Here is a 14,298-nt window from a genome sequence, read left to right on the forward strand (position 1 = left end):
ATCAGTGCTTACTGGCGATGAATTGCAATAAATCCAGCTATTGGCGATTTCTCAGTCAGCGTTAGATCCACTTTTTGAACCATCAATCCTCGCGGATACGCAGCAGTGTCTGGCTCATCAGCGCGCGCAGCGCTGGCGGTCTGACGGGTTTGGCCAAGAAGCCCCAGCCCCGCTCGGCGGCCTGGCGGCGCAGTGATGCATCGCGCTCAGCAGTCACCAAAATCACCGGAGGCATCTGCCCCCACTGCTCACACAGCTGTGCATAAATGTCTGGCCCATACAGGTTTTTGCCCAGGTGCACGTCCAGCAGCACCAGTTGCGGTACATCGTGGGCGTTGGCAATAAGCAGTGCATCGTGCGGGCCTCCGGCGTAGGGGACCTCGCAGCCCCAGCGCTCCAGCAGGGCGCGGGTGGCAGCACAGGTCTGCGGGTCATCGTCGATGTACCAGGCTACGCCGCCTTGCAAGGGGGCATCGTTTTGGCTATGCGTGACAGTGCTGGGGCGCACGGCAGGCTGCAGGGTTTGGGCGTTGCCCAGCGGCACCTGGACCCAGAACACACTGCCTTTGCCGAGGGTAGAGCGCAGCCCAATCTCGTGGCCCAGCAGCTTGCCCAGACGCTCCACAATCGCCAGTCCCAGGCCTGTGCCGCGATCATCGGCGTGGCCTTCGTCAAGACGGCGAAACTCTTCAAAAATCTCGCGCTGCAGGCTCTCTGGAATGCCTGGTCCCTGGTCATGCACTTCGATGCGGACATGGTTGCCCGCACGGCGGCAACCGATCAGGATGCGCCCCTGTCTCGTGTAACGAATGGCGTTAGAGACAAAATTTTGCAAAATACGACGCAGCAGCGCTTCGTCACTGCGCACGATGAGGTGGCTGGAGCGGGTGCGCAGCTTCAGCCCCTCGCTTTCGGCCAGCATGCCAAAGTTGTTGTGCACCACATGCAAGAGGGAGTCGAGTGCAAAGTCCCGCACGTGCACCTCAAGCTGGCCGGACTCCATGCGGGCAATGTCCAGCAGGCTGTTCAAGATGGCGTCTTGCGAGGCCAGTGCGGCGTCAATGCTGTCAGCCACGTGGCGGCCCGCATCGTCATGCACGTGGCTGGGCAGCAGGCTGGTGAACATGCGTGCTGCGTTCAGGGGTTGCAGCAGATCGTGCACGGCAGCGTTCACAAAGCGGGTTTTGTAGCGGTTGGCCTCTTCGGCCTCGCGTTTGGCCTGGGTGAGGTCATGCGTTCGCTCCTCTACACGCCGCTCCAGTGCATCGGCCAAAGAGCGCAATTCTCGGGCTGCATTTTTGTAGCTGGTGATGTCTGCATAGCTGGTGACAAAACCACCATCGGGCAGTGGGTTGCCACGAATTTCCAGCACCGTTCCATCACCTTTTTCGCTCTCGTGCAAATGGGGCTTGCCACTGCGCAGATGACCCAGGCGGCGCTGGATGGCCTCTTCCATCGGTGCGGTGCCCAGCAGACCACGCTTGGCGTTAAAGCGCAGAAGGTCTTCAATCGGCTGGCCCACGCGCACCATTTCAGGAGGGTAGCGAAAGAGGGCAAGGTAGCGGGAGTTCCATGCCACCAGGTTCAAGTTGGCATCGATGATGACAACCCCTTGGGGCAGGTGCTCCAGGCTGCGCGACAAGCCTGTGTCGGCCTGCTGTGCAGCTTGCACAATGCCGTCCTGGGCGGTGCGCAACTCTTGCGCGTGTTGCTGCAGCACGGTCTCCAGCTCCTGGCGGCTGCGCAGGCGCAGGCGTGTGATGCGCTGGCGCTGGCGCACAAACAGCACCAGCAATCCGCCTGCCAGCCACAGGCCTCCTGCTGCGCCGGCAGCCCACCAGCTGGTGGTGGCGCTGGTGCTGGTGTCGTGCAGCAAATGCATCTGCCACTGTCCGTGCAGCAGCCCCACGCTTTGCAGCAGCATATGACGGGGCAGGTCAGGGTCTTGCACATCCACCAAGCGGCTGCCATTGTTCAGTTGCTTGCGCAGTCGCAAGTGCAGGGGCGTCAGCTGCTCGTCCTGGTACTGGCGGGTTGCCGCCAGCTGGATCTGTGCTGCGTGTGTCAATGGGCGCAACAAGCGGTAGCGCCACGGCTCACGGCTGGTCAGAAAGATGACGCCATAGTTGTCGGAGACGAACACGATGTCAGCGGCATTGGGCCATTGGCGTTCCAGCTCTTGAAGTGCAATCTTGATTGCAATAAGTCCAATGGCGCTGCCGGTGTCGTCGTAAATTGCTTGCGATAAAAAATAACCGGGCACGGCAGTGGTGGTGCCAATGCCGTAAAAGCGTCCACTGCCATTGGCCAGCGCTTGCTGCACATAGGGGCGGTAGCTGTAGTTTTCCCCCACATTGCTTTGCGGGGCATGCCAGTTGCTGGCGGCAATCGCAATGCCTTGCTTGTTGATGAGTGTGAGTGTCGAGGAGCGAGTGGCGCCGTTGGCCCGCTCCAGCTTGCGGTTGAGGTAGTCCACATCCTTGGCGGTCAAGGGGCGCTGCAGGGCCTGGCGCAATTCGGTGTCAAGCGAAAGCACCTCGGGCAGGGTGCGAAAACGGTCCACCCGCTGGGTCAGCACCTGGGCGCGCACTTCCAGCTGGCGTTGAAAAATTTCACTCTCGTTGAGCAGTGCATGTCGCCATGTCAGCCAGCCCACAACCAGCATGCTCAGCAGCATGCCAGCAATCAGGGGAGCGAAAGGCCACAGCTGGCGGCGGCGAAGGCGTGAAAACATGGCGCAAGTGTGCCTGTGCTGGCAGCTGTTTGGCCAGTTGCAGGCTGTTGATGCAGTCGAAATGGGTTCGTATTTCTACGTATTTTTAGGCACTTTTGCCGCGAAAAACGGGCATCTAATACCAATAGGTTATCGGCGTAAACGCGGGCCAGCAGTACAAACCCCCTCAGTTGCACCGCCAAGGTGCATTTTGTTTGCACTTTCGGAACCCGTAGCATGCACCCCATCCAATCTGAAGCCATAAGCACTATGCGTTTGCCGTTCTACCGCCAGCTGTATGTGCAGGTGGTGGTTGCCATCGTTGTCGGTGTTTTGCTGGGCCATTTCTCACCGGAATACGGCGCAGCCATGAAGCCCTTTGGCGATGCGTTCATCAAGCTGATCAAGATGATCATTGCTCCGGTGATCTTCCTGACCATCGTGACCGGCATTGCGGGCATGACGCAGTTGAGCACCGTGGGCCGCGTTTTTGGCAAGGCCATGGCGTATTTCCTGACCTTCTCTACGCTGGCGCTGGTTGTCGGCATGGTGGTGGCAAACGTCTGGCAGCCCGGCGCTGGCATGCACATCAACGTGGCCGATCTGGATCAAAAAGCCGTACAGGGCTTTGTGGCCAAGACGCACGACATGACGCTGACCGGCTTTGTCATGGACATCATTCCCAAGACACTGATCAGCCCATTTGTGGGTGACAACATCTTGCAGGTGCTGCTGGTGGCGGTGCTGTTTGGGGTGGCGCTGGCCATGGTGGGTGATGCTGGCAAGCCTGTGCTGAACTTCTTTGAAGCGCTGGCCAAGCCCGTCTTCAAGCTGGTGGCGATTGTGATGAAGGCCGCTCCTATTGGCGCTTTCGGGGCCATGGCGTTCACCATTGGCAAGTTTGGTCTGTCCTCGCTGGTGAATCTGGCAGAGCTGGTCGCCGCTTTCTACCTGACGTCTTTCATCTTTGTGACCGTGGTGCTGGGTGTTGTCGCGCGCCTGTGCGGCTTCTCGGTATTCAAGCTGTGTCGCTACCTGAAGGAAGAGCTGCTTTTGGTGCTGGGTACTTCGTCGTCTGAATCGGCGTTGCCCAGCTTGATGCAAAAGATGGAAAAAGCCGGCTGCAAGAAGTCGGTGGTCGGTCTGGTGGTTCCTACCGGTTACTCCTTCAATCTGGATGGCACCAACATTTACATGACACTGGCTGCGCTGTTCATTGCCCAGGCCTGTGATGTGGAGCTGACGCTGGGTCACCAAATCATGCTGCTGCTGGTGGCCATGCTGTCGTCCAAGGGCGCGGCGGGTGTAACGGGCGCGGGCTTCATTACGCTGGCTGCAACGCTGGCTGTGGTGCCTGAAGTGCCAGTGGCCGGGATGGCGCTGATTTTGGGTGTGGACCGTTTCATGTCTGAGTGCCGCTCGATCACCAACTTCATCGGGAACGCGGTTGCGACCGTGGTGGTCTCTCGCTGGGAAAATGGCGTGGACATGAAGCGCCTGAACTCGGTGCTGGATGGCGAGCCTGTTGCTGAACTGGATCCCGTGCCCGTCGCTGTAGCGGCCAAGGCCTGAGTACTTTTGCAGATGCCATCAGCGGGCCGTGAATGTGTTCGCTGACCAAGGGGTGCTGAGGCACCCCTTTTGCATGGGGCTACAGTACAGGCGTAAAAAAAATCCCTGACCAAACATGATCAGGGATTTTTTATTGGTTGCGAGGGCCGGATTTGAACCAACGACCTTTGGGTTATGAGCCCAACGAGCTACCAGACTGCTCCACCTCGCGGTAATTTGTGCAAGACCACTGTCTTTGGAGACAAGGTATCAAGTGCGAAGCCCGAATAATACCACCGGTAATAAACCCTTGATTTTTTATTCTTTAAATAAATAAAGATATCGGCATTCCGCAGAGCATCAGGGGCCAAGTGCGTCAAGACGGTCAAATGCCATCGCCACAGCTGGTTGCAAGGATGCACAGTAGGTGGGCGTCGTGGCCTTGCAGCCCTGCGGGAAAGCTCGGTCATGAATGGCTCCAGACAAAGCCACTATCCGCTGCGTCAGCCAGTTCGGCGGGTGTTATGGAGTGCGCAAGAAGGCTGCACAACGGTGATGGAGCGCATCACCGCTGCCGCCAGCTCTGCGCAGCAGTAGTGAGGACGGGGCCGGGCGCTGTGGCATCGCCTGCAAAAAAGGCTGGGCGGCTGAGCTCGATATTTTGGGAGACAACGCGGTTGCGCCCCTGTTTTTTGGCCAGATAAAGCTGCTGGTCCACCGCTTCAATGAAGTCAATGCTCTGCGTGCCTGACTGCGGCACGATGGTGCCCACGCCAATGCTCGCAGTCACACGTTGCCCATGGGGTGAGCCGGGATGCGGGATCGGGTGCTCCTTGAGCTGGCGCATGAAGCGCTCTGCCACCTGGTGCGCAATGTGCGCAGGAACCTCCGGAAGCAGCACCACAAATTCTTCGCCACCAAAGCGTGCAACCAAGTCAGATGGGCCATCCAGTGTCTGTGCCAGCATTTGCGCAATGTCGATCAGGCACTGGTCACCACGGACGTGGCCGTAGTAGTCGTTGTATTGCTTGAAAAAGTCGATGTCCAGCACCATCAAGGACAGCGGATGCTGCGTTTGCATCGCACGCTCCCAGTACTGCGCCATCGCATCGTCAAAGCGACGGCGGTTGGCAATATTGGTCAGCCCGTCCTTGTATGACATGACTTCCAGCTCTCTTTGCAGGCTCAGCAGCTTCTCTTCGGTGATCTTGCGTTCGCTGATGTCAAACATAAAGCCGATCAAGGCCTCGGTCTCACCCTGTGCATTGCGCAGGACGTGCACGGTGTCGCGCATCCAGACGTAGCGCTGATCGGCCGTGAGCGCCCGGTAGTCGGCTTCGTGGTCAACGCCTGCGATGGACAGCTCCACGCAGTGCTTGACCACTTGCTCCCGGTCTTCGGGATGAATGCGGTCTGCCCAATCTTGCACGGTGACCCAAGTGCCCACACTCCAGCCAAGCAGTGCTTCGATTTGCGGCCCCACATAGACATAGCGTTTGGTGGCCCAGTCGATCTTCCAGGGAATGGCCTTGGTCGATTCCAGCAACGTGCGGTACACGCCATCGTTGTCGTGGGGGAGATGGAGCAATTGTGTCTCTGTGAACATATGTGTCGTCCTCTGGCAGCGCGTTGTCCCAGCATGTGGGGGGCGGCTGTGCTGTGTAGGCAGGGTGTTTTCATAGACGGGAAACTGGCCTTGTCTTCACGCAGCAAAGCTGGCATCTGCATGCAGTCTTGATGCACATCACTCCGGAGTGCCAGCTGGGCGCGGAGGTTGTGGTGCAGGTCAATGCATGGTGTTTTATGTGTGCTAGGCGGAGGTGGAATGTACAGGGCCAAGTCTGGTTACATTCATTAACCTGATGAGCGGGAAACGCCTGTCCGCTACCAGTAGCGTGTCACTGATGCGATCAACGGGTTCTTTTCATTGAAACCAATGAAAAATATATAAAAATCAAAGGTTTGCACTTTGCTGCAAACCTTTGTTAACTGGCTATTTGGTGTGTACTTTAAAGGTGACAGATGCACTAAAAGGACGCCGTACCGCTCATGCGTCGTTGCGATGCTGGGCACAGGTGGCATGGAGCGGCAAACCAGCATGGTGGTTGCCGTCGTCGCTGGCATGCATGGCTATGCACTGAGTGTGGATAGCCGCAGGCTTTAAACAGCGCAGCGCATGGCGCTGGTTGTGCATGCAATAGAGCAGCCCAAAGAGGGGGCTGGCCACGACGGGCGGTTTTAAACGTCTGCGCGCAGCAGCTCAAACGCCATGCGGATGCGCTGGCCGTCACGGCCCAATTTGCGGTCGGTGGGCAAACGGCCGGCCCATGCCATGCGTGCAATCGATTGCTGCAGGACCTCACGGGCTTCGGGCTGCAATGTCTGCACCCAGGCTTGCCAGTGCTTGCGCGCTTCAGGCATGGCGTGGGCTTGCTCCAGAATCCATGCGGTGGAGTGGACGTAGCACAGGGCATCACGCACTTGGCACACGGGAAGGGGCAGGTGTGCGGTGGGGTCGTCTTCAAAGTCAATATAGCCAATGACGCCGTCGGGGCAGCGCACCAGATTGCGCGCAAAAGCCTGGCTGAGTGTGGTGCCCGCCTTGTGCACTTTGGCAATGGCTTGCAGGCCTTGCTTCCACAGCGCCAGTACGGCATTTGCTCCACGGGGGATGGCTTCTTGCAGCTCATTGCCCAGACTGGGGGTAGCTTGACCCGCAGCGCCCAGATGGCGCATGACAAAACCATCTTCATTGGTAGCCAGCACTTGCGGGGCGCGCAGCCCCCGTGCAGAAAAATCGCGCAGGCGGCGCACTTCGGTGGCCACTGCCACACGGCCACCAGGATTGGGTACGGGGCTGAGCACCGGCATTTTGAAAACTCTGGCCAGTGCTGCCAGCACGCGATAGCGCCAGCGCGGGTTGAGCGCACCAGCTCGCTTGACCCACAGGGTCTCACCTTCTTGGTCATAGCGCATGACGCTGTGCGGCTGGCTCAGTACATGGGCGCGAAGGAATGCGTCGTAATCAATCGGGGTGTGGGAAGCAGGCACAGGCAGCACGTCGGGTCAAAGCAAGCGGGCCCCAGGGACGCGGCCCTGTGGTCAATTCAGGGATTGTGCCTTGTTCATTGGCTGCGTTGCAGAGGGCTTGAGTGGCGGAGCAGAGATTTGGAAAGTCTGGGCTGTAGCACGGCCCCAGTACATTTTGAAGACGTTGTGCTGCTCGTCCAGCGGCCCCAGCAATGCCCCAGGCTCGACCCGCAAGATGGTGTTGGCCAGCTGGTGTACCTGTGAGTCATTGGTGCGGCGCACGATGTGGTGGGCGGTGATGTCGCCCGGGTGGCGCAGGCCCGCCGCTTGCACCAGCTCTTTCAGTGCGTGCATGGTGCTGCGGTGAAAGTTGGCCACGCGTGTGCCCTTGTCAGGCACGACCAGGGCTTTTTGGCGCAGCGCATCTTGCGTGGTAACGCCGGTGGGGCAGTGGCCGGTATGGCAGGTCTGTGCCTGGATGCATCCCAAGGCCATCATGAACCCACGCCCTGCGTTGCACCAGTTGGCACCCAGCGCCATCATGCGGGCAATGTCAAACGCTGTAATCACTTTGGCGGCCGCACCAATTTGCACGCGGTGGCGCAGGTTAACGCCCACCAGGGTGTTGTGCACCAGCAGCAATCCTTCTTGCAGCGGCACCCCGACGTGGTCGGTGAACTCAACGGGTGCAGCCCCAGTGCCGCCTTCGGCACCGTCCACCACGATGAAGTCGGGGGTGATGTCGGTTTCCATCATGGCTTTGACCATGGCAAACCACTCCCAGGGGTGGCCCACGCACAGCTTGATGCCTACGGGCTTGCCACCCGATAGCTGGCGCAGCTTGGTGATGAACTGGAGCATTTCGATGGGAGTGTGAAAAGCGCTGTGGCTGGAGGGGCTGATGCAGTCAACGCCAACCGGAATGCCGCGTGCAGCTGCGATTTCCGGGGTCACCTTGGCCCCCAGCAGCATGCCGCCATGTCCGGGCTTTGCGCCTTGGCTGAGCTTGAGCTCAATCATCTTGACCTGTGGGTCGGCTGCGTTGGCGGCAAAACGCTCTTCGCTGAACGTGCCATCTGGGTTGCGGCAGCCAAAGTAGCCTGAGGCCACTTGCCAGATCAAATCACCGCCGTGCACGCGGTGGTGCTGGCTGATGGACCCTTCCCCCGTATCGTGTGCAAAGCCGCCAGTGCGTGCCCCCAGGTTCAGTGCCAGCACGGCATTGGCAGACAAAGCACCAAAGCTCATGGCTGAAATATTGAATACGCTGGCGTGGTAGGGACGGGTGCAGACGTCTTTGCCGCTGAGCGGCTGCTCAGGCGTTCCTCCAATCCATACGCGAAAGTCCTGGCTGTCCAGTTTGCTGGGGGCCATGGAATGGTTGATCCATTCGTAGCCTGGAATGGAGACATACAGCAGCGTGCCAAAAGGGCGGCTGTCAGGCTCGCCCTTGCTGCGCTGGTACACCAGGGAGCGCTGTGCACGCGAAAAGGGCAAGGCCTCGTGATCGCCTTCGATGAAGTACTGGCGCATTTCGGGGCGGATAAATTCCAGCAAGAAACGCATGTGCCCGATGACCGGGTAATTACGCAAGATGGCATGCCGCTTCTGGCGCAGATCCGCAAAGCCAATCACGGTCAGCGCCGTTGCAATCACCGGCACCAGCCACCACCAGTGGCCCCAGGCCAGCGCGGCGATCAAGCCCAGCACACTGCTGGCCATGCACAGCGCCAGTACGGTGTAACGAACGGGAAACAGACCCCGTGAACGATAAGGTCCATGCAGCATGCAGACAACTCCTGTGTAACAGGCACGGGCTTGGCCTGCGGGCTACACTGCCCGCTATCGGCCATACATGCGTTGCGCATGCAGTCCCGCCCCCTTTGCATTGATTGTGCGAATGACAGCGCCATCACCATGCAGGAGACCGCCGAATTCGCACATGGGCTTGTGCCCGCCAACCACCTGAATATAGATACACCATGGAAAACAACCAAACTGACGCCCCAGAAGTCGAAGCTGCGCTGAGCACGGAAATGCTCGAAGAGCTGGACAACATGCTGGAAGAAATGCGCGAACGCGCAGAAGAAATCCCGCAGTGGGAGTTCTGCGACGGCTTTCTGACGGCCGTCATCTGCACACGCCGCGACATTGCGGCCGCCGAATGGCTGCCCATGCTGCTGGGCGACGGCGAAACGCTGGAAGTGGCGCAAGGCCAGCCATTGCCCAAGATTGAAGCGTTCAAAGATGCGGCCCAGCAAGCGCGCTTTCTGGAGCTGGCGCAGCTGCGCATGGACGAAGTACGCGGCCAGCTGGATACTGAAATCAAGTCGCTGGAAGACCAGGCCGCTTTCCAGCCTGAAGTGATGGACACCCGTGGCGCACTGCTGATGCTGCCCGAGGCCGAACGCGCCGAGCTGGAAGACGAAGAGATTCCTTCGCTGGGCCAGGTCTGGGCGCTGGGCTTCATGTTTGTGGTGGAAAACTGGGCCGAGGAGTGGGCTGCACCGCGCGACAAGGAAGCTGCACAGTGGCTGGATGCGGCCATGGAGTTTCTGGTCAACCTGACAGAAGACGACGACGGCGAAGCCACTTTGAACCTGTACGACGAAACCGGCCCCGCATCGACCAGTCAAGAGCGTCTGGACGCGTTTGGTGAAACCGTATGGGCCGTGTATGACCTGCGCCAGCTGTGGCGCAGCATGGGCCCCCGCGTGGAGTCCATCGTCAAGGGTGAGCAGCCCGGCCGCAACGATGCCTGCACCTGTGGCAGCGGCAAGAAATTCAAGAAGTGCTGCGGCGCTTGATGCATTGACCGAATGCCCGTATTTTTTGAGGGCGTGAGGCCTTCTTGAAAATAGGAGCTTCTATCGCTTGCACTGTATAGTTTTCAGATATCTTTCTATCTGAAAACAAGGTGTAGTAAGCGATAGAAGCTCCTTTTTTATTTCTGTGCGGTGCGCCAGCCAGGCCCTACCATCACGCTCCAGTACGTTTTCTCTGCGTTGTATGTCCTTGCCTTTGATAGCCCGCCTGCGCGCGGAATGGGCGCCCAGCATTCCGCGTGAATTGCTGGCCGGTGCCGTTGCCACGTTTGCATTGATTCCTGAGGTGATTGCCTTCTCGTTTGTAGCGGGGGTGGATCCGTCGGTGGGCCTGTTCGCCTCGTTTGTCATCAGCATCGTGATTGCCTTTTTTGGTGGACGCCCGGCCATGGTGTCAGCGGCGGCGGGCTCGGTTGCGCTGGTGGCGGCGCCCTTGGTGGCTTCACACGGCATTCAGTACCTGTTTGCTGCGGGCTTGCTGGCGGGGGCCATGCAGATCGTGTTTGGGCTGTGCAAGATGGGCGTGCTGATGCGCTTTGTCTCCAGCTCCGTGCGCACGGGGTTTGTGAACGCGCTGGCCATCTTGATATTTGCCGCGCAATTGCCGCACCTGCACAACGCCAACGTGCCCACCTGGGCCATGCTGGCGCTGGGCTTGCTCATCATTTATGGCTTGCCCTGGCTGGGGCAGCTTTTGCAAGTGAAGGCGCTCACAGCCATTCCCTCCCCGCTGATCTGTGTGGTGGTGCTCACGCTGCTGGCCTCTGCGCTGGGCTTGCCTGTGGCGACGGTGGCCGATCTGGGCAAGCTGCCCGATGCCCTGCCGCTGTTTGGCCTGCCGCAGGTGCCCGCCAGCTGGGACACGCTGCGCATCATCGTGCTGCCTGCCCTGGCGATTGCCATGGTGGGTTTGCTGGAGTCGGTGCTGACTGCTGCCGTGGTGGATGAAATGACCAACACCCCCAGCGACAAGAACCGCGAGTGCACGGGCCTGGGCATGGCCAATATGGCCTCCAGCGTGTTCGGTGGCATTGCAGGCTGCGGCATGATTGGGCAGGCTGTGGGCAATGTGAAATACGGCGGTCGCGGTCGCTTGTCTACGCTGTTTGCCGGGGTGTTTCTGCTGATCTTGATGGTGGTGCTCAAGCCCTGGGTGTCGCAGGTGCCGGTGATGGCGCTGGTGGCCATCATGGTGATGGTGTCGGCCTCTACCTTTGACTGGAAATCGCTACGCAACATGGTGCGCTACCCGCGCCTGTCCAGCGGGGTGATGCTGGTCACCGTCGTCATCACGATTGCCACGCACAATCTGGCCGCAGGCGTGATTGCGGGGGTGCTGCTGTCGGGCGTGTTCTTTGCCGTCAAGGTGTCCAACATGCTGCAGGTCACCTATGAAGAGGACGCAGCAACGGGTTTGCGCACATGGCGCATCAGCGGGCAGGTATTTTTTGCTTCTGCCGATGCTCTGGTCGAGCGCTTTGATGTGCGGGCGGTGGCCGGCCGGCCCGTGCGCATTGATGTCAGCGGGGCGCACTTTTGGGACATTACGGCCATTGGCGCGCTGGACAAAGTGGTCGAGCGTCTGGAGCAGCACGGCTGCACCGTGGAGCTGACTGGCATGGACGCTCAGAGCCTGCGTCTGGTGCAGCGCATGAAGACGTGATGGCCACCGCTTTAACTGCACAGCAGCAAGCCCTGTAACTGCAGGTTTGCAGAGCCATTGCCCCATAAAAAAAGCCCGTTGATGCGGGCTTTTTTTATGGGGAACGTGTGACCAGTCAGCTCAGCACATCTTCCGAAAATATCTGCCAGCGGCCTGCGTTCTTGCGCCAGTACTGGCGTACGGTGGGGCTGCTGTTGCCCTTGGCGATATGCAGGTTGACGATGCGAATCTCACCGGCATCTTCTTGCCAGTTGTAGACCGACATTTCATCCACAGCCAGCTTGGACAGCGGGCCAACGGCAGACAGGCGGCTGCGGCGTTTTTCCAGAAGATCGGCGCCGCCCGCCATTTCAGCGCTGTAAAGGCTGTTAAGGCGCTGGGTATCGCCTTGGCGCCAGGCTGTTTGCCAGTGCTCAATTTCCAGCATGAAGCTGTCTTTCTTGCGCTGCTGTATGGTCCATTGCGGCGTGACCCAGTTGAGCTTGTCGGCAATCAAGACCGGAGTGCGACGGTCAATCGATGCCATCAAAAACGCAATGTCCGGGTTGGAGAGCACCACACAGCCGTCGCTGGCTTGGGGCACCCGGGCAAACTGGTCAGACGGTACGCCATGCAGCCAGATGCCGCTGCCAGTGCGGCCCTGAACGCGATCCCAGTCATTGGGGTAGTTCACGGTCAGTGCGCCTTTGCCGTACAGCTCAGGCAGACGTTCTCCAGGAATCTGGCGGCCCACAAAATAGACCCCTAAGGGCGTGCGCTGATCGCCTTCGGCGCGTTTGTCCACGCCGTTGCGTCCTACCGTTACGTAGAAGTTGCCCAGCAGCGTCATCCCCTGCGGGCCGTTAGCAAACACGTACAGGCGCGAGCGGCTGGCATCCACGGCAATGGCATGGCGCACGTTCGGGCCGAGATGCAGAAAATTGCTCGGAATCATGCCCGGAGGGGGCAGGTCCATCGAGGCTTGACGGCGGCGTTGCAGCTCGTTTTTGAGGCCTTGGTAAAACTCAGATGGTGCAATGCTTTGGTCGGCCACGCCCATGTTGCGCTTGCTGGGGCTGGCTTGAGATTGCGCAAGCTGCTCACCCATGGGGGCGGCACCTGTGCGCAAACGCAGCAAATCGGCATACAGCAGCTGTGCGGCCCGAAAGTTGGGTACTTCCTCGGTCAGCTCTGTCACGGCACGAAACGCCTCGTTGATCTCACGGCGCTCAATCTGCGCCAGGATTTCAACCAGACGTTTTTCTGCACGCGCCAGTTCCTGGCTGGAATGGGTATTGGCCGATGCCACCCCGCCCCAGCTCAGGCAACTGGTCACAACAGCAAGACCCAAGAGTGTGTGCAGCCGGTGGCTGCGCAGCCACGCTGAAAAATGGTTCAGATTGCAGGGCATTAGCGGCCAGTTTCTTCTCGGGTGATGCGCCACTTGTCGCCTTCGCGCTGCAGACGGAGGGTTTTACGTGTGGTTGCTTTGTAGCCGCCGGATGCGTAGTACTGGCGGAAGCTGGCCGTGGCCCGCTCACCTTGCACCGAAGTCTTGAGGTCATTGACCGTCACAGTGATGGCGGGCTTGCCAACAATGCGCTCTTTGCGCTCGATCTTCCAGGCCGCCAAAGTAGAACCCTGGGGCTCAAAGCGACTGCTGTAGGCGTTGTAGTACGCCTGCATGTTTTGCTGTTCCCATGCGTTGGCCCATGCCAAGACAGACTTTTCAACGGCCGCAATCGCCTGGCTGTCTGCTGCGTCTTTGGTGGCCGCTGGACGGGCCGCGACGGCCGCAGTTGCCTTGGTGGTTTGAACTTCAGGTGCAGCTGGAGCCGCAGCCGATACAGAAGCTGCCGGAGCTGGAGTGGATGCAGGGGCTGGAGTTGATGCAGGGGCTGGAGCTGATGCAGGGGCTGGAGCTGATGCAGGGGCTGGAGCTGATGCAGGGGCTGGAGCCGGCGCAGGAGCTGGAGTGGATACAGGCGCTGGCACCGACGCAGCAGCTGGGGCTGTAGCCGGTGCCGATGCAGGCGCTGCCGTGGCAGCCGCTATCACGACGGGCGCGCCCTGTCCGGGGAAAATTTGCTTGATCAGTGCCAGCTTGGGCTGAATGGCCTTGCGATTGTTGTCCAGCTGCAAGGCTTTGGCGTAGGCGTCACTGGCCATGCGCGCGTACAAGTCACCCAGGTTTTCATGGGCTGTCGCGTAGCTGGGATTGGTGCGAATCGCCTGCTCCAGCACTTGGGTGGCTTTGCGTTCTTCGCCTTTGGCTGCGTACAGCACCGCAAGGTTGTTGTAGGGCTCTGGCAGTCCCGGGTACTCCTGCGTAAGCGCCGTGAAAATTTGAATGGCCTGGTCAAACTTTTGCTGCTCGGCCGCGATCACGCCCTGCAAAAAGCGCATTTGCACGTCGTTGCTGTTTTTCTTGAGGTGGCTTTGAACGCGTTGCGCAGCTTCGTTGACTTTGCCACGCTCGAGCAACTGGTTGACCTCGGCCACAGCCGTTTGTGACGCCTGCACCAAACCACTGCCAA

Annotated in this window: 9 protein-coding genes and 1 tRNA gene; 3 read left to right on the top strand and 7 right to left on the bottom strand. The window is 59.6% G+C overall.

All coding sequences use genetic code 11. The features are described from left to right. Positions 1 to 82: 82 nt before the first annotated feature. Positions 83 to 2,734 carry a PAS-domain containing protein gene (locus IB213_RS00195; RefSeq protein WP_225560907.1) on the bottom strand — a complete coding sequence of 884 codons (2,652 nt, stop codon included), beginning with the start codon at positions 2,732 to 2,734 and terminating at the stop codon, positions 83 to 85. A 216-nt stretch (positions 2,735 to 2,950) separates the two neighbouring features. Between IB213_RS00195 and IB213_RS00200 the strand changes: the two genes are divergently transcribed. After that, the gene (locus IB213_RS00200; protein WP_304515595.1) at positions 2,951 to 4,285 is read left to right on the top strand and encodes a dicarboxylate/amino acid:cation symporter; all 1,335 of its coding nucleotides are present in this window, start codon (positions 2,951 to 2,953) and stop codon (positions 4,283 to 4,285) included. A 134-nt stretch (positions 4,286 to 4,419) separates the two neighbouring features. On the opposite strand, the gene IB213_RS00205 is transcribed toward IB213_RS00200, so the two are convergent. The 4 genes from IB213_RS00205 to IB213_RS00220 form a co-directional block, all read right to left on the bottom strand. Further along, a tRNA-Met gene (locus IB213_RS00205) sits at positions 4,420 to 4,496 on the bottom strand. Positions 4,497 to 4,829: 333 nt separating this feature from the next. Beyond that, positions 4,830 to 5,870 (bottom strand): sensor domain-containing diguanylate cyclase, encoded by a 1,041-nt coding sequence (locus IB213_RS00210; RefSeq protein WP_192405019.1) that lies wholly within the window; start codon positions 5,868 to 5,870, stop codon positions 4,830 to 4,832. Positions 5,871 to 6,502: 632 nt separating this feature from the next. Next, positions 6,503 to 7,315, bottom strand: a complete 813-nt coding sequence (locus tag IB213_RS00215; RefSeq protein WP_370551121.1) for a hypothetical protein — start codon at positions 7,313 to 7,315, stop codon at positions 6,503 to 6,505. 51 nt (positions 7,316 to 7,366) lie between these two features. Beyond that, on the bottom strand, positions 7,367 to 9,082 hold the full coding sequence (locus IB213_RS00220; protein WP_192405021.1) for an FMN-binding glutamate synthase family protein: 1,716 nt from the start codon (positions 9,080 to 9,082) through the stop codon (positions 7,367 to 7,369). Positions 9,083 to 9,276: 194 nt separating this feature from the next. Between IB213_RS00220 and IB213_RS00225 the strand changes: the two genes are divergently transcribed. Continuing rightward, positions 9,277 to 10,101, top strand: a complete 825-nt coding sequence (locus tag IB213_RS00225) for a UPF0149 family protein (RefSeq protein WP_191722352.1) — start codon at positions 9,277 to 9,279, stop codon at positions 10,099 to 10,101. Positions 10,102 to 10,303: 202 nt separating this feature from the next. Continuing rightward, a complete protein-coding gene (locus IB213_RS00230; protein WP_192405022.1) occupies positions 10,304 to 11,782 on the top strand; it encodes a SulP family inorganic anion transporter in 1,479 nt (492 codons plus the stop codon). 115 nt (positions 11,783 to 11,897) lie between these two features. On the opposite strand, the gene IB213_RS00235 is transcribed toward IB213_RS00230, so the two are convergent. Together IB213_RS00235 and IB213_RS00240 are read right to left on the bottom strand one after the other, a co-directional pair. Beyond that, entirely contained in the window at positions 11,898 to 13,112 is a 1,215-nt protein-coding gene (locus tag IB213_RS00235; protein ID WP_192405023.1) for a murein L,D-transpeptidase family protein, read from the bottom strand. Between the two features lie 59 nt (positions 13,113 to 13,171). Continuing rightward, positions 13,172 to 14,284 carry a tetratricopeptide repeat protein gene (locus IB213_RS00240; RefSeq protein ID WP_370551122.1) on the bottom strand — a complete coding sequence of 371 codons (1,113 nt, stop codon included), beginning with the start codon at positions 14,282 to 14,284 and terminating at the stop codon, positions 13,172 to 13,174. Positions 14,285 to 14,298: the final 14 nt, after the last annotated feature.

It is taken from the genome of Comamonas sp. CMM02, assembly GCF_014851485.1.
GTDB classification, from domain to species: domain Bacteria; phylum Pseudomonadota; class Gammaproteobacteria; order Burkholderiales; family Burkholderiaceae_C; genus Comamonas; species Comamonas avium.

What these genes read in the sequence shown, in the direction of transcription:
- IB213_RS00195 (WP_225560907.1), bottom strand. Translation starts at nt 2,734, where the DNA reads ATGTTTTCACGCCTTCGCCGCCGCCAGCTGTGGCCTTTCGCTCCCCTG.
- IB213_RS00200 (WP_304515595.1), top strand. Translation starts at nt 2,951, where the DNA reads ATGCACCCCATCCAATCTGAAGCCATAAGCACTATGCGTTTGCCGTTC.
- IB213_RS00210 (WP_192405019.1), bottom strand. Translation starts at nt 5,870, where the DNA reads ATGTTCACAGAGACACAATTGCTCCATCTCCCCCACGACAACGATGGC.
- IB213_RS00220 (WP_192405021.1), bottom strand. Translation starts at nt 9,082, where the DNA reads ATGCTGCATGGACCTTATCGTTCACGGGGTCTGTTTCCCGTTCGTTAC.
- IB213_RS00225 (WP_191722352.1), top strand. Translation starts at nt 9,277, where the DNA reads ATGGAAAACAACCAAACTGACGCCCCAGAAGTCGAAGCTGCGCTGAGC.
- IB213_RS00230 (WP_192405022.1), top strand. Translation starts at nt 10,304, where the DNA reads ATGTCCTTGCCTTTGATAGCCCGCCTGCGCGCGGAATGGGCGCCCAGC.